General features: G+C 39.1%; 21 protein-coding genes. 7 read left to right on the top strand and 14 right to left on the bottom strand.

The genetic code is table 11. From position 1 onward, the window contains the following. Positions 1-53: 53 nt before the first annotated feature. A complete protein-coding gene (locus tag AC1EU2_RS07275; RefSeq protein WP_480297445.1) occupies positions 54-458 on the bottom strand; it encodes a hypothetical protein in 405 nt (134 codons plus the stop codon). Beyond that, the gene (locus tag AC1EU2_RS07270) at positions 418-1,158 is read right to left on the bottom strand and encodes a nucleotide-binding protein (protein ID WP_480297444.1); all 741 of its coding nucleotides are present in this window, start codon (positions 1,156-1,158) and stop codon (positions 418-420) included. Before AC1EU2_RS07270 ends, AC1EU2_RS07275 begins: the two co-directional genes overlap by 41 nt. A 169-nt stretch (positions 1,159-1,327) precedes the next feature. On the opposite strand from AC1EU2_RS07270, the gene AC1EU2_RS07265 reads away from it, so the two are divergent. Together AC1EU2_RS07265 and AC1EU2_RS07260 are read left to right on the top strand one after the other, a co-directional pair. Continuing rightward, entirely contained in the window at positions 1,328-1,549 is a 222-nt protein-coding gene (locus AC1EU2_RS07265) for a DUF3820 family protein (RefSeq protein WP_480297443.1), read from the top strand. Positions 1,550-1,601: 52 nt separating this feature from the next. Further along, positions 1,602-1,970 (top strand): ribonuclease E inhibitor RraB, encoded by a 369-nt coding sequence (locus AC1EU2_RS07260; protein WP_480297441.1) that lies wholly within the window; start codon positions 1,602-1,604, stop codon positions 1,968-1,970. Between the two features lie 215 nt (positions 1,971-2,185). On the opposite strand, the gene AC1EU2_RS07255 is transcribed toward AC1EU2_RS07260, so the two are convergent. The 9 genes from AC1EU2_RS07255 to rlmN all read right to left on the bottom strand — a co-directional run bounded on the left by AC1EU2_RS07255 (position 2,186) and on the right by rlmN (position 12,540). Beyond that, positions 2,186-3,481, bottom strand: coding sequence for an oligosaccharide flippase family protein (locus tag AC1EU2_RS07255; protein WP_480297440.1), 1,296 nt, complete (start codon positions 3,479-3,481; stop codon positions 2,186-2,188). Positions 3,482-3,641: 160 nt separating this feature from the next. Next, the gene (der, locus tag AC1EU2_RS07250; protein WP_129946864.1) at positions 3,642-5,108 is read right to left on the bottom strand and encodes a ribosome biogenesis GTPase Der; all 1,467 of its coding nucleotides are present in this window, start codon (positions 5,106-5,108) and stop codon (positions 3,642-3,644) included. Positions 5,109-5,217: 109 nt separating this feature from the next. After that, entirely contained in the window at positions 5,218-6,396 is a 1,179-nt protein-coding gene (bamB, locus tag AC1EU2_RS07245; RefSeq protein ID WP_480297438.1) for an outer membrane protein assembly factor BamB, read from the bottom strand. 10 nt (positions 6,397-6,406) lie between these two features. Continuing rightward, positions 6,407-7,027, bottom strand: coding sequence for a YfgM family protein (locus AC1EU2_RS07240; protein WP_480297435.1), 621 nt, complete (start codon positions 7,025-7,027; stop codon positions 6,407-6,409). A gap of 14 nt (positions 7,028-7,041) precedes the next feature. Next, complete coding sequence (hisS, locus tag AC1EU2_RS07235; RefSeq protein WP_480297433.1) at positions 7,042-8,316, bottom strand: histidine--tRNA ligase; 1,275 nt, start codon at positions 8,314-8,316, stop codon at positions 7,042-7,044. An 86-nt stretch (positions 8,317-8,402) separates the two neighbouring features. Beyond that, entirely contained in the window at positions 8,403-9,518 is a 1,116-nt protein-coding gene (gene ispG / locus AC1EU2_RS07230) for a flavodoxin-dependent (E)-4-hydroxy-3-methylbut-2-enyl-diphosphate synthase (RefSeq protein ID WP_480297432.1), read from the bottom strand. Positions 9,519-9,585: 67 nt separating this feature from the next. Beyond that, on the bottom strand, positions 9,586-10,596 hold the full coding sequence (locus tag AC1EU2_RS07225) for a RodZ domain-containing protein (RefSeq protein WP_480297431.1): 1,011 nt from the start codon (positions 10,594-10,596) through the stop codon (positions 9,586-9,588). Further along, positions 10,596-11,381, bottom strand: coding sequence for a type IV pilus biogenesis/stability protein PilW (pilW, locus tag AC1EU2_RS07220; protein WP_480297429.1), 786 nt, complete (start codon positions 11,379-11,381; stop codon positions 10,596-10,598). The genes AC1EU2_RS07225 and pilW overlap by 1 nt, the downstream gene beginning before the upstream one ends. 37 nt (positions 11,382-11,418) lie before the next feature. Continuing rightward, entirely contained in the window at positions 11,419-12,540 is a 1,122-nt protein-coding gene (gene rlmN / locus AC1EU2_RS07215; RefSeq protein ID WP_480297428.1) for a dual-specificity RNA methyltransferase RlmN, read from the bottom strand. 220 nt (positions 12,541-12,760) lie between these two features. Between rlmN and AC1EU2_RS07210 the strand changes: the two genes are divergently transcribed. Continuing rightward, positions 12,761-13,657: a hypothetical protein gene (locus AC1EU2_RS07210; RefSeq protein WP_480297426.1), complete on the top strand. Its 897-nt coding sequence runs from the start codon at positions 12,761-12,763 to the stop codon at positions 13,655-13,657. A 4-nt stretch (positions 13,658-13,661) separates the two neighbouring features. Here the strand turns inward: AC1EU2_RS07210 and AC1EU2_RS07205 are convergent, their stop codons facing one another. Beyond that, on the bottom strand, positions 13,662-14,792 hold the full coding sequence (locus AC1EU2_RS07205; protein WP_480297425.1) for a methyltransferase: 1,131 nt from the start codon (positions 14,790-14,792) through the stop codon (positions 13,662-13,664). A 344-nt stretch (positions 14,793-15,136) separates the two neighbouring features. On the opposite strand from AC1EU2_RS07205, the gene AC1EU2_RS07200 reads away from it, so the two are divergent. The 3 genes from AC1EU2_RS07200 to AC1EU2_RS07190 all read left to right on the top strand — a co-directional run bounded on the left by AC1EU2_RS07200 (position 15,137) and on the right by AC1EU2_RS07190 (position 16,716). Then, complete coding sequence (locus AC1EU2_RS07200) at positions 15,137-15,751, top strand: alpha-ketoglutarate-dependent dioxygenase AlkB family protein (RefSeq protein ID WP_480297424.1); 615 nt, start codon at positions 15,137-15,139, stop codon at positions 15,749-15,751. A gap of 87 nt (positions 15,752-15,838) precedes the next feature. After that, complete coding sequence (locus tag AC1EU2_RS07195) at positions 15,839-16,342, top strand: ACT domain-containing protein (RefSeq protein ID WP_480297423.1); 504 nt, start codon at positions 15,839-15,841, stop codon at positions 16,340-16,342. Between the two features lie 56 nt (positions 16,343-16,398). Beyond that, positions 16,399-16,716, top strand: coding sequence for a BolA family protein (locus tag AC1EU2_RS07190; RefSeq protein ID WP_480297422.1), 318 nt, complete (start codon positions 16,399-16,401; stop codon positions 16,714-16,716). 119 nt (positions 16,717-16,835) lie between these two features. On the opposite strand, the gene AC1EU2_RS07185 is transcribed toward AC1EU2_RS07190, so the two are convergent. Then, on the bottom strand, positions 16,836-17,558 hold the full coding sequence (locus tag AC1EU2_RS07185; protein WP_480297421.1) for a hypothetical protein: 723 nt from the start codon (positions 17,556-17,558) through the stop codon (positions 16,836-16,838). Positions 17,559-17,716: 158 nt separating this feature from the next. Here AC1EU2_RS07185 and AC1EU2_RS07180 point away from each other — a divergent pair, with 158 nt between their 5' ends. After that, positions 17,717-17,980, top strand: coding sequence for a DUF1289 domain-containing protein (locus tag AC1EU2_RS07180; protein ID WP_480297420.1), 264 nt, complete (start codon positions 17,717-17,719; stop codon positions 17,978-17,980). 7 nt (positions 17,981-17,987) lie between these two features. Here AC1EU2_RS07180 and AC1EU2_RS07175 read toward each other — a convergent pair whose 3' ends face one another. After that, the gene (locus tag AC1EU2_RS07175) at positions 17,988-18,539 is read right to left on the bottom strand and encodes a hypothetical protein (RefSeq protein ID WP_480297419.1); all 552 of its coding nucleotides are present in this window, start codon (positions 18,537-18,539) and stop codon (positions 17,988-17,990) included. Positions 18,540-18,644: the final 105 nt, after the last annotated feature.

The raw sequence follows: 18,644 nt of genomic DNA, 5'->3' as shown, positions 1-18,644 counted from the left end.
TAAAACAATAACGAGTTTAATGAGTTATACCATTTAGTGTGAATAAAGTTCAATCAACTTGTTTTGTTACGAGCATAATATTGAACTAAATTTAATGGCCCCTGAGCATTTGCTTCAATCAATATTCTCAATATGTGTGATTTAGCCAATTGAGTCTCTTGGGCTAACTGATTTAACTGCTCAATAGCCTGATAACTTAACGAAAACGTCGCATTCTTAAAGCGAATTTTGCTTTTAATAGCGTATACTTCAGTGTTTTCATCGCTATTAACACGACCAAGCATTACAAACGTTGGTTTTCCTGTCGCAAAGTCGATGACATTATCATAATTCGATGCTCGTTGAGTTGGTATACCTTGAGCATAGAGCGAAGCTTGCTCTATAAACTCTTCAGCATTTACTCTTGGCTTTTTTCGCCTATTGGCGAAGGCTTGTTTTTTGAGATCCTGTAATGCCATAGTTACCTCTTAATGGATTCGCTTTTTTCTCTTGTAACAATGTTTGTAACTGTTCAATAGAATTAACTTCAAATTGTTCAAAAGTAATGTTTCTGATCTCTTGAGCTGCTTTTCCTTCAGGATCGAGCTCGATGACGGATAGACCTGATTCTTCACTGTCATCATATACGTTTCGACTAAACGTAATAGAGTCCAACACATTGATGTCATAGGTACTACACACTTCTTTAGCTTCTAAAATACGTTTTGCTTGGCTTGGAAGGCTGGGGCATTGAGTGATGACAAATGACGCTTTCATGTCAGGGTTTATCATCATGCATGTGCCAACAATATCATCCATATGATTAACAGTTTTTAAATCTCGACGCTTAGGGCGAAGAGGCATTAAGACATGACTTGCAACAGACATCGCTGCGCGCATCGCAAGGTTATCTTGTCCTCCACAGTCAACGATTATCACATCATAGTGCTGCTCTAAGCTAAGTAAATCGTTACGGATTTTTCCGTATAGCTGAACACAATTAATGGCTGGAAGCTGATTATTATTCCTTGCTTGAATCCAGTCAGACGTTGTTCGTTGGGGATCACAGTCCACCATAATTACAGAAGCTTCGCATTCTTTAGTAAAGAATACGGATATGTTTTGTGCCAAACAGCTCTTCCCGCTGCCACCTTTCTCGCCACCAACCAATAAAATCATCCTAACTTCCTTGTACTTCACGACACTTCGGATAGTAAAATGTAGACCTTGAAATTGCGCCTCGCAAAAATTCTCTTAAAGATTAATGTTGGTGTTAATCTTTGTGAGAGTATTTTGACGACCTTTATCAATTTGATGGTTTATTGACACATTTTTAGGTTCGGAAGGTATGGATTTATCTAATCAAGAATTGCTAGAAGCAATTAACATGAAGATGCCGTTTGGCAAATATGCAGGCAGCCCTTTATTAAAGTTACCTGAACCTTATTTGGTTTGGTTTAAACAGAAAGGCTTTCCCGATGGAAAACTAGGAGAGCAGTTGGCCTTAATGTATGAAGTTAAACGTAATGGGTTAGAAACGATTTTAATGCCTCTATTAAAAAGAGAATAAGCTAAATCAATTAGCTGATATAATTGCGCCAATTCTATTTTGGAGTGATATTGTGTCAGAAATCTCAATTGATGTGTTAGAAGCCTTTTTCGTAGAAACTCGTGAATTTACAAGTCAACATAGTGCAAATTTTGACATTGATCAGAAGTGCCGTTGGTCGTTCTTTTTCGCTGATACTAGTGAGAAAAAGCTTACTGCTTTAGGGAGTCACTTAGAAAGTGAAGGTTATGAACCTATTGGGTTTATTGAAGCTGAAGAAGGCGATGAAAATCCTGAACTTATTTATTTAAGAGTTGATAGGGAAGAGCTTCACACTGTTGAATCTTTAGATAAGCGCAATAAAGAGTTCTATACCTTAGCTAAAGAGTTCGGCGTTTCTTATGACGGAATGGATGTTGGACCTTTAGATATTGAAGGTTAGTGAATAGCTAGCCTAGAGGCCGTTCCCAATTAACGATTTCGATTTGCTGTAGTAGACTTTTTGTTTATTCAAGACGACGAATGTGAGGTGTAGTTACTCTATATAAGCATTCGGCAACACAGAAGAAACGAAAAGTATACACAGCCCTTCGGGTTACGCCTAAAATTGGCAGTAACAAATCTAAATGACTAATCGGGAACGGCCTCTAGTGAAAACTAGGCTGTTTTACAGTTATGACTCCAAGGTAGTATTCCTAAATGCTTATACATATAAGCACCGGTTACGACTACATTGAATATCATGGCGGCACCTGTAGCAATTGCGGCACCTTCAACATCAATGATAGGGATTAATAACGCATTCAATACAGCATTTAAAAGCACAGACAATATCATAATGAATGTCACAGTTTGTTCCTTACCTGTGTATTGTAAGAAAATGGTGCTCATGCCAAAAATACAACTAATTCCATATCCAAGTACCAAAATGATTAAGCCTAAATAAGTATGATGTGTATCGTGGCCGTATATCTCTAAAATCGGATGGGCAAAGTAAATCAAGATTGCGCAAAGCGGAATAACAATCAATAAAACGATTTTAAAAGATTTACGATTAATTTGCGCTACATGCTGTTTACCTTTCTTAAGTGCAGGAACGATCAACGGGGATACAAGCCCGAAGATGGCTAGCTGCATAGTTGCGATAGAATTTGCCGTTGTTTGGGCCGCTGCGAAATGGCCAACGCTTATTTCACTCGACATATACTCCAGCATGTAAATATCAAGCTGTTTGGTCATCGCTTGTAATACAATGATCATCATCATTGGAAATGAAACAGATAACCATTTTTTAGGTTCTATAAAATTATCGACAGGGGTGATTGGCATTAACGCTAATGCTCTGACTTTGTAGTAGCAATATAAAGCAACAATTGCGCTGGACAACGTCATAATAACCACAGCTTCAAAGCTGTTTAAGCTCCCTACAACGAATAGATAAATTAAGCCAAAAATAAGCCTGAGTCCGGGGTTACCGATTCGCCATGGAATGAAGGCGAGTTCTAAGCGTTTTGCAACGAGTAAAATGCCACCCAATAAAGAGGCAAAAGCAAAAGTTGGGATCGCTAAAGTCGTCAGTAACAGTGGGTGGTATTCATTGTCAGCTTCAAAAGCAAAATGAAGTTCATGAAATAAAACGACAAGTCCGGCTAGGATTAAGGATACTCCGGCGATGATAACAGTATAGAACTTAGTGTAATCCCATACTCCTTCGCAATTTCCTTCTATTTGATCAGGTAGAAATTTAGCAACAGCTTTACCTCCTCCCATTAGTGCGACCATTGAACCGAGACTTAAAAATGCCTCAGCAACTTTATAATCACCATAGCCCACAGGCCCAAGTGCTCGAGAGAACGTTACATTGAAAATATAGGCTGTTATGAACCCACCAATAAAGGTGAGAAACACAATGGCGCTGCCTTTAGTGAAGTAGCTATCCTGCTGTTCAGTCATTGCTCTGTTTTAACTTATTATGATTTTGCCGACTAAATGTTTAGTGGCTTACCCAAAGAAAAATCAAAAATCATTTCTACATTAAAAATAGCACAAGCTGAAAATTTAGAAGCCTAAAAAAGAAAAGAGGCCGACTGGCCTCTTTTGGTAATAAGTGCGGTTATTTTTTGCGACCTTGAATGTGGCTCATTGCACGTTTTCTTCTACGTTCTTGGCTTAGAGTTAATTTCTCTTTTTTGCCTTCAAACGGGTTAGAACTTTCATGGAAACGCAATTGAATTGGTGTACCCACAATCTGAAGCGAACGGCGGAAGTAGTTCATCATATAACGCTTGTATGAATCTGGTAACTTATTAACTTGATTACCATGAACTACAACGATAGGTGGGTTGTAACCACCAGCATGAGCGTACTTAAGCTTGACGCGACGACCATTTACCATCGGCGGTTGATGATCATCTTGTGACATTTGCATAATACGAGTTAACTTTGAAGTCGTAACACGACGAGTTGCACTGTCATAAGCTTCTTCAACTGACTCAAAGATATGACCAACGCCTGTACCATGAAGTGCAGAGATAAAGTGGATACGTGCAAAATCGATAAAGCCTAAGCGTCTATCTAATTCACGTTTTATCCATTCTCTGGCATCGTTATCCATGCCATCCCATTTGTTGACAGCGATAACTAATGCTTTACCTGCGTTGAGTACGAAACCCAGTAATCCAAGATCTTGTTCACTGATCCCTTCACGTGCATCGATGACTAGCAACACAACGTTGGCGTCTTCAACCGCTTTTAAGGTTTTAATGACGGAGAACTTTTCGACAGCAAGGTTTACTTTAGTACGACGGCGCACACCTGCGGTATCAATGATAATGTATTCACGGCCATCACGTTCCATAGGAATATAAATACTGTCACGGGTCGTGCCTGGCTCATCATAGACCACAACTCGGTCTTCACCGAGTACTCGGTTGGTTAGTGTTGACTTACCAACATTCGGCTTACCAATAATAGCCATTTTAATCGGTAATTCTTGAAGGCGTTTTTGCTCTTCTTCAGCTTCCTCTTCCGTATACTCACGAATTTTTTCAGGATCTTGAAGCTCTTTATCACGCTCAATACCCATAGCTTCAGCGTAAGGTGCTAAAGCTTCGTCAATCATACTGGTAACACCACGGCCTTGGGCTGCTGCCATTTGGTATACATTACCAATGCCTAAACCCCAAAATTCAGCGCACGCTGAGTCTGCATCAACACCATCAACTTTATTAGCGACTAAGAATGTCGTTTTATCTCGAGAGCGTAAATGCTTAGCTAATGCTTCGTCCGCTGCTGTAAGACCTGAACGGGCATCAACCATAAATAACACAACATCAGCTTCTTCAATCGCAGCTAATGATTGTTCAGCCATTTTAGTTTCAATGCCTTCTTCAGTACCGTCGATACCACCTGTATCAACAACAATGAATTCGTATCCAGCAAGAAACGCTCGGCCGTATTTACGGTCACGAGTTAAACCTGGGAAGTCTGCAACAAGAGCATCTCTTGTGCGAGTTAGGCGGTTAAATAAAGTCGATTTACCGACGTTAGGACGACCAACAAGCGCCACTACTGGAATCATGAATATTGCCTCTACTACAACTAAAAGTTTCTAAAACACAGTGCTCAGAAACGAAATAAAGCCCAAGTGCATTCACACTTAAGGCTTTACTTAAAAATCAATATACTTCTTACGGAAGTACTACTTCAGCTAGTTTGCCACTACGAGTTTGAACTAGCAACTTATCGCCAACTACAACTGGTTGAACGTATAAGCCTGAACTATCAATTTGTACACGACCTTCAATCACACCTGTTGAGCGATTGATAAAGTGTAAGTAACCTTCAAAGTCACCAACTACTACATATTGACCAAATACAGCAGGAGAGGTGAGTGAGCGAGTTGATAGCTCTGAGTTGCTCCATTGTTCAAGACCATTGCGTTTATCAATTGAATAAATGCGGCTAGAGTCATCAACAACAAATAAGCTTAATCCTGCGCTGGCTAACTCATGGAAGCTCGAATATTTACGTGACCAAATGACTCGACCACTTCGAGGTTCTAGAGATACAAGATTACCATGGTAATTAATAGCGTAGATATTTTCACCAGAAATTAATGGTGTCATGTCTACATCAGCTAAGCGGCTAAACTCGTTACCACCTTGAGGTTTAGAGATTGGCACTTCCCAAGCCACTTGGCCATTTTGCTGTACAATAACTTGTACTTTTCCGTCAGCAGTACCCACGAAAAAACCACCGCCTTCGAAGGCTGGAGAGCTATTGCCACGAAGCGTCAATGGTGGTAGGGCATTACTATGTGTCCATAGTTTTTTACCATCATCAACATTGTATGCTTCAACTAAACCGTTACCCGTGTTAACAACGACAGCATCTTCGCCAACAGTTGGCTTTGAAAGTAATTCACCATCGGTTTCAGCATACCAAGCTACTTTGCCGTCATCAGCATTAAGAGCAACAAGTACACCAGCTTCACCGCCAACAAATACTTTATTTCGAGCGACAGTTATGCCCGAAGCCATACGGAACTCTTTATTAATTCCAGCGTCTTTAATTACGGCTTCAAGATCTTGAGTCCACAGCTTATCATGGCTTTTCTCATCAAATGCAACCAGTTCACCGTTACGGGAACCTGCAAATATTTTGCCATAATTTACAGTTGGTTGTAGGCGTGAATAAAAATCACCAACACCATTACCAACACTCGTACTCCAATCTATTGATGGAGAAACTGTTTCTGTAATTTCTGGTAGCGGTTTTATGACTTCTTCATCATCGGTTGATGAACAAGCCGATAAAAATGCAATACTTAAACCCGCAGCAAGAAGATTTTTACACCAAGACTTCATGGTAACTCCTTTATGCTTGAGTTAAGTTATCTAGCTTCATTTTTAAAACCGGATTAGCCGCATTTTCACCACTTCCCATCGCAGCTTCATAAGCGTCCTTAGCTTGAGCTAAGTCACCCTGACGAACGAATAAGTCACCTTTTAGTTCATCACGCTGTGCTGCAAATGAATCGCTTGTGACTTGTGAAAGTGTTGTTAGGGCTTCGCTGGTTTTGCCTAGTTCAGCTTGAACACGAGCAAGACGCATCGTTGCGACTTCTTCAAGCCCTTGACCAGGCTTTTCAGTTAAGACCGCTTTTAAGGCTGTTTCTGCTTTTTCAAGATCATTGGCGTCAATGGCTGCTTTAGCTAAAGTTAGCTGAAGCATAGCTTGATAACCTTTCTGGTTATGGTTTTTGTCGAACTTAGCAATATCACCGGCCAGTGTCGCTGGGTCAGTTTTATTTACCATTGCTGCTGAATAAGCATCAGAAGCATTTTCTGCTAGACCTGATTTATGATCAGAATAAAAGTTCCAACCATATAAACCACCTAGGCCGACTACAGCACCAATAATGATAGGAGTACCGTATTCACTCCAAAATCGTTTGATAGCCTCAACTTGTTGTTCTTCTGAGCTATATATTTCCACGCAAAGGCCCCTTGTTAAATCCGTTCTTCAAGAAATGCTGCTAATTCATCTTTAGCAACAAGTTGTTGTTCTGTATTACCACGAAGATCTTTCACTGCAACTTGATTGTTTTCAAGTTCAGTTTCTCCGATGACTAGCGCAAATTGAGCACCACTTTTGTCGGCTCGCTTCATTTGTTTTTTAAAGTTACCGCCGCCGCAATGGCTCATTACTCTAAGGCTTGGTAATGATTCACGCAAGTCTTCTGCAATTTTAACTGCTTGAATTTGCGTACCTGTTCCCATTGCTGTTACGTAAACATCAACTGCAGGTGCAACGTCGCCAGCGAGCTCGAGCTCTTGCAACAACAGGATAATTCGTTCCATTCCCATTGCAAAACCAACTGCTGGACTTTGCTTTCCGCCGAGTTGTGATACTAAACCGTCATATCGGCCGCCAGCTAAAACAGTACCTTGAGCACCTAAACTTGAAGTAACCCACTCAAAAACGGTACGGTTATAGTAGTCTAAACCTCTAACTAGTCTTGGGTTAACGGTGTATTGGATGCCAGCAGCGTCTAAGAGTTCACATAAATGTGAAAAATGTGTTTTACTTTCTTCACCTAAGTAATCCATTAGCTCAGGAGCATTAACTAATACGGCTTGAATATCTGGGTTCTTAGTATCTAATACACGCAGTGGGTTAGAGTACATACGACGTTTAGCATCTTCATCTAAAACGTCTTCATGTTGCTCTAAAAATGCAATAAGAGCTTTACGATAAGCTTCTCGCTCTTCACTGTCACCTAAGGTGTTAATTTCAAGCTTTACATGTTCTTGAATACCCAGCTTATGCCATAGACGGTTTGATAGCATCAGTACTTCAGCATCAGCATCTGCGCTGCCAATACCGTAAACTTCAACACCAAACTGATGAAATTGACGGTAACGACCTTTCTGCGGGCGTTCGTGACGGAACATCGGTCCCATGTACCACAAACGTTGCTCTTGATTATACAGTAAGCCATGTTCGTTACCTGCGCGAACAGTAGAAGCCGTACCTTCTGGGCGAAGCGTTAGGCTATCACCGTTATTGTCTTGAAAGGTGTACATTTCCTTTTCAACAATATCTGTTACTTCGCCAATGGAGCGCTTAAACAGATCGGTGCTTTCAACGATTGGCGTTCTGATCTCACTGTAGCCGTAAGCATGTACAGATGCTCTTAATACTGCTTCAAGTTTTTGCCAGAGAGGACTTTGTGCAGGCACGATATCATTCATGCCTCGAATAGCTTGGATCTGTTTTGCCACTTTTGAACTCAATTCTATATATTAAAAATAAAAAACGCCCAGCATTATAGGCGTTTCTTTGTCGTTGGTGCAATTAATCAGAGTGATTAATCAACCTTTTCTTGAACATCAATGCGGTTTGCCAGCATTGCTGCTTTCGCTCTGATTTTCGCTTCTAGCTTGTCGACTAAGTCATTATTGTCGAGACGTTCTTTTTGACGAACGCCATCTTCGTAGTAACCACTCTTGCGATTGCTACCAGCAAGGCCTAAATCTGAAACCAGAGCTTCACCTGGACCATTTACCACGCAACCGATGATTGATACATCCATTGGCGTTAATATATCTTCCACACGTTGCTCTAGAGCGTTAACTGTATTGATGACATCAAATTCTTGACGAGAGCATGAAGGGCAAGCGATAAAGTTAATACCACGGCTACGAATACGTAATGATTTTAAAATATCGAATCCGACTTTAATTTCTTCAACAGGATCAGCAGCTAAAGAAATACGTAAAGTATCGCCGATACCTTCAGCAAGTAACATTCCCAAGCCAATGGCTGATTTAACTGAGCCCGTTCTCATTCCGCCAGCCTCAGTGATACCAAGGTGTAGTGGCTGATCAATCTTCTTAGCGAGTAAACGATAAGATTCAACGGCAAGAAAAACATCAGAAGCTTTTACGCTGATCTTGAACTGATCAAAGTTAAGCCGATCGAGATAATCTACGTGGCGCATTGCTGATTCAACAAGTGCTTCAGGTGTAGGCTCTTTGTACTTGTCCATGAGATCTTTTTCTAATGAACCGCCATTAACACCAATACGAATTGGAATGTTCTTATCACGGGCACAATCAACAACACTTCTTACACGTTCTTCGTTACCAATGTTTCCAGGGTTAATGCGCAAACAATCAACACCATATTCAGCAACACGGAGTGCAATACGATAGTCAAAGTGAATATCAGCAACTAAAGGAACTTCAGTTTGCTTTCTGATCTCTTTAAATGCTTCAGCTGCATCCATGGTCGGGATGGATACACGTACGATATCTGCACCGACGTTTTCTAGGGCTTTTATTTGTGCAACGGTTGCTTCAACGTCATTAGTGTTTGTATTGGTCATTGATTGAACGCTGATCGGCGCTCCATCACCAACAGGCACTTTACCCACATAAATACGTGTCGACTTACGCCTTTTGATGGGATTTTCGCTATACATAAATATTTCTCCGTACTGCGTCGTTGCTACTCACACACTGATCAACAACTTACTGAAGTGTTAGTTTTTATTGCCCTAAGGGTAGCGTTAAACGAGCTACTCTGCTTTTCGGCAAATACGACAGGTCAACTTTTTGATTATTGAGTGTTAACTGGACGGCTTGAGGTGCACCAAACACAGCATTAAATGGCGCTGTACCTGAAACTATCTTGTTATATCCAGCTTTTTTCTCACCTAGGATAAGTACCTTACCTGTAGCATCTTCTAATTTTATCCAACAGTTTTCAGTTAATTGTAAATTAATTTCTGTTAATGTTGCGGTTGCTGCTGTTTTAGTATTTGAATTTTCAATTGAATTTGTTGCTGATTCAGTTAATACCGGTGCCGGCGTGTCATCCATCTTTTGCGTTGCAGACGGTTGCGTTTCTTGAGCCGGCTTGTCGTTATTTCCCTGTGTAGGTTGCGACTGAAGCTCTTGAGGTTGTTTTTGTGACAGTGACACCTCAGATGCGAACTCAGAGTGATTGGTTTCTTGTTCAGGCTTTGTTTTTACATTAGCTGTGTCAATCGCAGGCTGAGATATTGTTTTAGGTAAACGTTGCTCTTCAGGCGTTGGTTTGGACAAATCAGTCAATTCACTGAAAAAAGAAGACTTCTGAGCCCACCAAAAACCAAACATACCAATTAAAACGATAACGATGATATAGGTAATCCAAGTCAGGCGATTATCGGCCGCATCACGTGTTGTTTTTCTGGAAAAGCTTTGCATGGTTGGAGACTTTTCAAGACCAAGCTGTTCATCTACACATTCTTGAATCAAAAATGGATCAACAGCCACTAAGCGGGCATAGTTCTTTATGTAGCCCTTTGCATATGTAGTTGAAGCGGTATTACTAAAGTCATCCGCTTCAATTTCTTCAATTAGAGTGATACGTAGGTTAAGTGCTTTTGCTACGTCTTCTTTTTTCAGTCCTTTTTCATTACGTGCTTTTTGAAGTAATGAGCCAATAGTGTGCTCTGGCTTAGACTCTATCTTTGGTGCCTCTTGTTCAGGCAAATCATTATTTAAATCAGTCATTAGTGCATACTTGCTTTATATTGCTTAGCCTGTGAAGACTTAGGAAACTTTGCTAACAGCGTTAGACCATATTGTTTTTCTAACGCACGGTCGTTCATGTTCTTTGCGATATCGATGCCTAGCAATAAGCTTTCTGGAGATTGAAAGGCAATTTTATGATATCGAGATAGCCATTCATTAGCGTCTTTATACTGATGTAACTTAAGCTTTATTTTGGTAATTGCAATAATTGATGTTGTTCTTCTAGGTGCATAATTCAGTGCCATTTCATAATACTTGATGGCTTTATCATGCTCTTTCGCTTCTTCACTGCATAGTCCTAGATTTTCATAACTTGAAGCAATTCTGGTGTATTTAGGTTGATCTATGGCGGCCAGAAACATTTTCTCTGAGCGTTTATAATCTTTCTGTTCACACAGAAAAACACCAAAATTGTTATAGGCATCGCCTGTTGCTGTTCGGCTATGAATAGCACGGTCGTAAGCCTTTTCAGCTCTTTTTACATCACCAACTTTTTGGTAATAATAAGCCATGGATAAATGAACTTCCTCTAGATGCGGAGCATATTCCATGGCTTGTTCTAAATTGTATTTTGCTTGATCGCTATTGCCTCTTTGCAAGTAAGTCAAACCCAGTTGCATCCGATCTCGAGCGGCAGCTTCTTTATTAACTTCTTGCTCTGCGACAGGGATATCAGTGCCTTGGTATGTTCTTTCAGTAACACACCCAGCTGTTATCAATAATAACGAGCTAACTATGCTCGCTCTTAAGATTCCATGTCGCATTGAAACTCCTATCCTAATGAGCTAAATATTATGTTTATCAGCCCATTGTGACGGAAATTTCTTTTTGTTGCATTTGTTTTTTTGCTAAACGTTTTGTTCGGTCTCTGATGTCACCAGCAAGCTGACCACATGCCGCATCAATATCGTCCCCACGCGTTTTACGAACAATTACAGTTAAGCCATATCCCATCAATACTTTGGAGAATCTATCGATACGAGAGTTCGATGATTTACCATATGGGGAACCTGGATATGGGTTGAACGGAATCAGGTTTATTTTACAAGGCGTGTCTTTCAACAGCTTGGCCAAGGCGTGAGCTTGATCAGTGCTATCATTAATGTGATCTAGCATCACATATTCAATAGTTACTTTGCCTCTATTAGCATTTGATTTCGCAATATAACGACTTATCCCAGCTAAGAATTCTTGCAATGGGTATTTTTTGTTTACAGGCACCAAAACATCACGTAATTCATCATCTGGTGCATGAATACTCACTGCCAAAGCGACATCTAGTTCTTCGCCCATTTTATCTAATGCAGGAACAACACCTGATGTTGAAACAGTAACACGGCGTTTTGATAAGCTAAAACCAAAATCATCTAACATGACTTTAATTGCTGGGATCACGTTCGCCAAATTTAGCAATGGTTCGCCCATGCCCATCATTACCACGTTAGTGATTGGGCGCTCACCTGTGTCTTTTTGAAAACCGATATAATCAGCAACACGCCAGATTTGGCCGATGATTTCAGCTACGCTTAAATTTCGGTTAAAGCCTTGTTGAGCAGTAGAACAGAACGTGCAAGCCAGTGCACAACCAACTTGAGAGCTTACGCATAACGTGGCTCGATCGTCTTCTGGAATATACACGGTTTCAACTTCTTGCCCGTCGCCCACATTAATGGCGAATTTAATGGTGCCATCTGCTGATTTTTGTAGGCTTGATATTTCAGGTGCAACGATTTCACACCGTGCAGCTAATTTAGCTTTTAGCTTTTTATTGATGTTTGACATTTCATCAAAATCAGAAACCCCAAAGTGATAGATCCATTTCATTAATTGATCTGCACGAAATGGCTTTTCACCGAGTTCGGTAAATAGCTCTCGCATTGCATTCCTATCGAGATCTAATAAATTGATCTTTTTTTCACTCATTTTGGGTAAACCTCAAACGCTAACAATAAGTTTCAACCGCTTATTTTGCGGGCGGGAGATTATACAGTTTTTAGACATCTTAAACCAGCGCAATGCTATCTAGATAAAGAAATCTCTCTCTTCGAAATGAATAAAAGTTTAACAATAAGATTAATCGAGAATTTTTATTTGTAGGTGAACAGCGGTAAACTAGCTATAGCTTTATTAAAAACAAAATCAGATGTTAGCGATTAGAGCAAGCCACAACGGTAATTTAAATAAGTGTATTACGAGTGAGAAATTATACTTGCGTCGTGATCATGTGTTTTCTGTTGTATTTAAAACACCGAGCCCTCTTAGTGATGGATTTTCTAGTTATAGTATAAAAGATTTCAAAATTACTCAAAATGGTGAGCAGTATGGCGTTCGTAAGGCTGGCCTGTTAGGTTACTTTCAATCTTTTTTTGGACAAACAAAACGAGACTGTCAATTTATTTCCGAACAATTAAGAAATCATCAAGGTTTTGAAGTAGTAGCAGAGGTTCGTTATTTGCCGAAGAAGCTTGAACGTTATCAAGTCAGCGGTAGAGGTACTTGTTTATTTCGGGTTCTTATTGCCTTTCATGAAAAAAATCCTAGTTGGTTCGAAAACAAAACGAAAGAGCAAATTACAACAGAACTCAGACAAAATCCTTGCCGTAAAAAAATCGTAAACGCAATTAAAACATGTTATGTGCAGATGCACAGAGGTTTAGGGTTAGAGTTATCGCCTGAGGAAGAAAATTCTGAAAAATTCTTTGACGAAATCTTTGAAAACTCAATTGGCGACGGTCAGCTTTCACTAAAAACAGAAGTTGAGAGTAGAAAGGCAATCTCTGCTGCACTTAAGAATACTTTTGGGGAAGATTTCGCAGCCAATAAAATAGAAAAACTTAATGGGGTTTTCTTTAGTGTTTTTTCAGATTCAATCAATAATAACTTAATAACTGAGTTTAAATATTCTAAATTAGATAAAGGTGAAAACATAACCAATATTCCATTTGATAAACCACAAGTCACATTACAACCAGGGCATTTTGAAGCAATTACCCCGGTCGGTTATTTTTCAACAGAAGCCCCTGATTATGGCACTTTTTAATAATTTATTTTTTTGCCTGTAAAATCACAAACTTTCCATTCGATGCTATTAACTCACAATTTCCAAACAATCGCTTTAATTTTGCATGATACGCTAAGTGTCTATTGCCAACGACATGCAATACACCACCATTGTTTAATCTTCTTCTTGCATCAACGAACATTTGCCAAGCGATGTGATCCGTAATAGCTTCACCTTGGTGGAAAGGGGGGTTACAAAGAATGAGATCTACTTCGGTATCTTCCGGTAAATGAGTTAGGCAATCGTCCCATATAAAGTGTCCTTGCGGCTCTGCAAAACCATTATCTATCCAGTTTTGCTGTGCACTTGATACTGCCATAGCGGAATCATCGACAAAATATACATTTGCTTCTGGGAATAACTGAGCAGCTCTCAAACCTAGAACACCATTACCACAGCCTAAATCGACAATACTGTTAAAGTCTCCTTTGGGCATGTTTTCCAACATGATACGAGCACCAACATCAAGCTTACTTGCAGCAAACACATTGCTTTTATTCGAAATGGTTAACTCAGTATTCGGCAATGTCCAGTTTGTTGTTTTCAGTGGCGCTCGTTTTGCGCCATCAAATACGCAGTGAATGACCCTTGTTTTTTTCCACGTCAGGCTAGGAGAAGCGTCACCAAAGAATTTATTGATTTGCTCAACAATCGACTTATTGATGGACTTGGCTTTACCACCTATAAGTAACGGTGTGCCTTTTGGGAGAACTGTTGCAAGGCGTGTAAGTAAATGGTTTAAATAAACGAGGCTTTTAGGCAGTTTTAGTAAAACTAATTGTGGAGTAAAAGGAAGTTCTGCTTCACTATCAATTGTCTCAATATCTTTGCTTAGATAATTTTCAGTTAAGTTAGACATTAAACCTAAATGACTGGTTTTATTATCGGCTTCAAAACAAATTTCAGAGTTTGGAAATAATGTTTTCACACCACAAGTTAAGGCGCCAAAACCATCATTAATGATCAGAATTTTATCGGTATCAAACTCGGACTCATGAAGTGTTTTTAGCACATGTTCATCAGCAGCATCCCAAGCTTGTAAGTTCGACTTTTGCTGAATGGGATAACGGTTTAAAACTAATGAAAGTTGAGAATCAGAAAGTGCTAAGTTCATTTTGAGGCCAGTGAGAAAAATATCGATCCCCATTATCTCAAAGTTCGATAAAAAAAATCAGTCTAAATTGCGATAGGCGGGTTTTATTTGTTCAATTCCTGCGAATTATTATATTTGTGCTGTACTTAAAGTATCTGACTCTGACTTTCAAAGAACTTATCGTCAGAGACTTTTTTTAGATGTTTTAAGTTGTTTTATAAGGAATTATGATGAAGCAAAAAGTAACAAAAGGGATTTCTTATCTATTTCTTATTGTCTTGATGATGCTAGCTTGGTATCAACTTGGAGAATGGATAATTTTGCAGTAACTTACTTCATTCGTATCGCTATATGGCTGGATGGGTATGCAACTTGGATTATTAGGAATGGAACGTAATGAGCAAGAACATTGCAACCTACCCGTCACTCTTTGTCGGAACTACCTCTCAAAACGTAAGATTGACCTACTGATGAAAGAATCGGAATGTTACGATTTTTCATCACCGCAAATTCAGGTTTACGGGAAACGGCATCATATTCCTAGAGAGCAAGTTTGGTATGCAGACGAAGGTTGCGACATGCTTTATTCGAAGTTACTGGTGCCTGCAAATCCTTGGCCTTACTATTTGAATCGACTTAGGCATCAACTCAATACTGAGTTTTCCCAAAACTGTAATGGTGCACTTGTGAATCGATATCGAAATGGTAGAGATTGTATGGGATGGCACTGTGATGATGAACCCGAAATATCTGTTGGGACGGATGTCATATCCATTAGCTTAGGAGCACCGCGAGACTTTGCTATAAAGCATAAAGAAACAGGCGAAAAGCAATCGTTTTTGTTGAATAGTGGTGACCTACTCATAATGCATTTCCCGATGCAGCAACAATGGCTTCATTCAGTACCTAAGCGACAACAAATTGAATCTGAACGTCTTAATTTAACATTCAGAACTATCATCCCAAATTTTCATCAATAACGTTTCTTTTTTAAAAGTGTGCTATTCAACACAGTTAAATATCAAAATTAACGCTACAAATAAGGTTTTTAATGGAATGAATCCAGCATGAATGTTTGTGTGATCATAACCGTCACTGGAGAAGGTGACTTTGAGATTGTAAATCAACTTGCTGCAGAAACTTGTGCGCTCAATGCAAAGTGGATGACGAGTAAAGTGAGTAGAATCGGAGAGCAATTTGCAGCATTGATACTCGTTGATATTGAATCAGAAAAGTTAGGCTGCTTGGAAGATGCTTTTAGAACCAATTATCCGCAATTAAACTTTAGTTACAGTGAGCCTAAAGTTGAAGCAGCAATTTTCAGTGAGCCTATTCAAGTCACTCTGAACTGTGAAGATAGATCTGGGCTGACACGAGAAATAAATGATTTATTAACGGGGCTGGAAGTAGAAGTAGAGCATATTAATACGATAAGAGCGCCTGTTTCGGGTTTAGGGTGTTCAGTTTATGAAGCAAAAATGACGTTAAGGCTGCCTACTGATGTAACCCAAGAAAACCTTGTTCACAAGCTTGAACAGCTCGATAACAAAATTCGAATATCTTGTGATTGATCTTTCTGTAACGGGAAAGTAATCTTCGCCTGTCTTTTATCAATTGAGTTCTTAACATGGCTTCTTCATCAAGTGGACCTGTTGCAACATTAATTTCAGAAAAGTTAAACCACAGCTTTTCACCTATGTATTTGGATGTTCTAAATGAAAGCAATCGTCACAATGTACCACCAGGTTCTGAAAGCCATTTTAAGGTTGTAATTGTCAGTGACAGTTTTGATGGAAAGCGGTTGATTGCTCGCCATCGAATGGTAAATGAAGTATTGGCTGATGAGCTTGAAAATAGCATCCATGCGTTATCTATTCACACTTATTCAGTAGCTGAATGGCAGGAAAGCCCTGAAGTTCAAAGAACGCCTAATTGTAAAGGGTAGAGTAAAGAAAGTACGGCTCATTACATTTGATGTTGGTGGGTTGCATACCCAATTTAATTATTTTGACAATTCTGGTATTGGCTCCATTTTCCAAGCTAGAATTGTCAATGATTTAGTGATTAACTTACTTTCCGTGGTACTACGCCTTTAACTGGGTCATATCCTTGGTTCGGATCCTGTATTGAAGAATTAGAATTGGCCGGTTGAGCTTGAGCTGGTTGAGGACGCTTAGTTACCAGTGATGGAGAACTCGGTCTGAACCCTACTTTTTCACTTTTATATCGAGTTGATGATGGCTCATCGCTAACAGTCTCTGGTTGTTTTGTTCTATGTGAGGTAGGGCTTGCTGCTTTTTTTGATTTGTCTACTGTTTCAATTTCAACATTTAAACCAAAAAAGGACATGAATGATTTAAAGTCGGCATCTAGATTTTGACTGCTTGTGTATCCCTGTTTGCTCTGTAGTCTGCTAACTGTATCACTCAATTCTTTTGTATTTTTTTGCAGTGTTTCATTCATAGCATCGACTGATATTGGCGCTTGAGCAGTCAATGGTGTCACCTTATAAGTTTTAGATTCGACTGTACTGTCACTTTGAGATTGCTGTTGAACGTTAGGTTTTGATTCTTTTTCAAGGGGCTCATTAAAAAATTTATTCACTCTTATTGCTTCGTCACCCTTTAACTCTTCGAATTTAGAGTTTGTCCCTGAAGTTTTCAACTCATAGACTTTGCTACCAGTGTGCAAGTAAATTTTTGTTATTACAAACCTACCTTTTTGCGCCTGATCCGGTGCAAGAGAATTCTGAGGTGTTGTAAATTGAGCATTAAGTGCAGTAGCCATAATCTTACTATGAGACTAACGGAATTTGTTTAATTATAATTTTAAATACATAAGCGATAAAGTAGTTTAGGTTAAAAAATGGCCTGATTTTGATTAAAGTTTATTCATTTTTATTTTTGTTTTATATTCAAGGTAATAAATCATTTAAGGGAGGGCTTATGGAGCAGTTAGAGTTTTTTGATATTCCAAGCCCTTGTATTAATGTTTGCCAAGTGGATCCTCGTGGGTATTGTTTAGGCTGTTTTCGAAGTCGTGAAGAACGCTTTAATTGGCAAAGATTCGATCAAGCGGCAAAGATTGATGTAATTCGTTTATGTAAACAGAGAAGAAAACGTTATCGATATGCGATTTATAAAATGAAAAAAGAAAAGCAGCTTATAGAACAGCAAGAATTAGATTTGAATGGAAGTTTTGATTTTTAAGGCTCGTTTATGTTCGATCAAAATGAGTATAAATAGATGAATTTGGTCTATGACCTTTACTTGGTACTTTTGGTGTTTGTGGGTCAGAAATTTTTAACTTCACAAATTTACCTTCAATAAAAGATCTTTCTGCATTCCTTCTAAAAAAGACTCTATGCAAGCGGTTCATTTTTCCAAGGTTGCTTTTTTCCGTTTTATCGAGTCTTGACAGATCAAAACTATAATCACTCAAAAGTTGAGCGACTTTAGTCTGTTCATGGGTATTTAGAGGACGTGATACATTAGAACAAAAGCTAGGTGCATTGATTAAAGTTTCTAGCCTTTGATGGGTGCTATTTCTAAGAATATAATTTGAAACAATAGTTCGAAATTTTGACCAGCACCCTTCATCATTGCCAGAAATCCTTTGAACTTTTAGCTTTGCATTGGTGTTATTAGAGAGTTTATATTCTTTATCACTTATTTTTATAGTATCACCGTTTTTAATTTCGCCGTGTTTAGCCACGTGCTTAACTAAGGCAAGCTTTATATCATTCCTGCTAATACTGATATGTGGCATAGCGATACTCCATAAACTCTATATGCTTTCAATGAAAAGTTAACTTCTTCCATAGTTTGAGTATAGCTAAACTGAAATAGTTCTTACCTTAAAGTTTCTTTAATC

It is taken from the genome of Parashewanella sp. 2304DJ23-3 (assembly GCF_056591695.1).
Note: the sequence above shows the minus strand (reverse complement) of the source record. Positions and strands in the feature narration are given on the sequence as shown.